The sequence below is a fragment of the Burkholderia sp. AU6039 genome, from assembly GCF_002223365.1.
Classification (GTDB): Bacteria; Pseudomonadota; Gammaproteobacteria; order Burkholderiales; family Burkholderiaceae; genus Burkholderia.
The window spans coordinates 1-740 of record NZ_NKFK01000031.1 but is presented as its reverse complement, the minus strand read 5'-3'; the positions used below and the strand labels follow the sequence as shown (position 1 = coordinate 740).

Annotated in this window: 1 protein-coding gene; it reads left to right on the top strand. The window is 65.3% G+C overall.

Annotated features, from left to right (window positions below):
• Window positions 1–740 (top strand): aminotransferase class III-fold pyridoxal phosphate-dependent enzyme (locus tag CFB39_RS38485; protein ID WP_144030402.1); only part of this gene is annotated, 740 nt, incomplete at both ends.

The following is a 740-nucleotide window of genomic DNA, read 5'->3' as shown; positions in this document are numbered from 1 at the left end:
CGTGCAGGCAGCCGCGTGATCGTGAAGGCCGACGGCGTCTACCTGTGGGACTCGGACGGCAACAAGGTGATCGACGGGATGGCCGGCCTCTGGTGCGTGAACGTCGGCTACGGCCGCAAGGAACTCGCCGACGCCGCGTATCGCCAGATCCAGGAGCTGCCGTTCTACAACACGTTCTTCAAGACCACGCACCCGCCGGTGATCGAACTCTCCGCGATGCTCGCGGAAGTCACGCCGGCCGGCTTCAACCACTTCTTCTATTGCAACAGCGGCTCGGAAGGCAACGACACCGTGCTGCGCCTCGTGCACCAGTACTGGCGCGTGCAGGGCCAGCCGCAGAAGAAATACGTGATCTCGCGCAAGAACGGCTATCACGGCTCGACGATCGCCGGCGGCACGCTTGGCGGGATGGGCTACATGCACGAGCAGATGCCGTCGAAGGTCGAGCACATCGTGCACATCGACCAGCCGTATTTCTTCGGTGAAGCGGCGGCCGGCGAAACGCCGGAAGCGTTCGGCCTGGCGCGCGCGCAGCAGCTCGAAGCGAAGATCCTCGAACTCGGCGCGGAGAACGTCGCCGCGTTCATCGGCGAGCCGTTCCAGGGCGCGGGCGGCGTGATCTTCCCGCCGTCGACGTACTGGCCGGAAATCCAGCGGATCTGCCGCAAGTACGACATCCTGCTGGTGGCCGACGAAGTGATCGGCGGCTTCGGCCGCACCGGCGAATGGTTCGCACACCA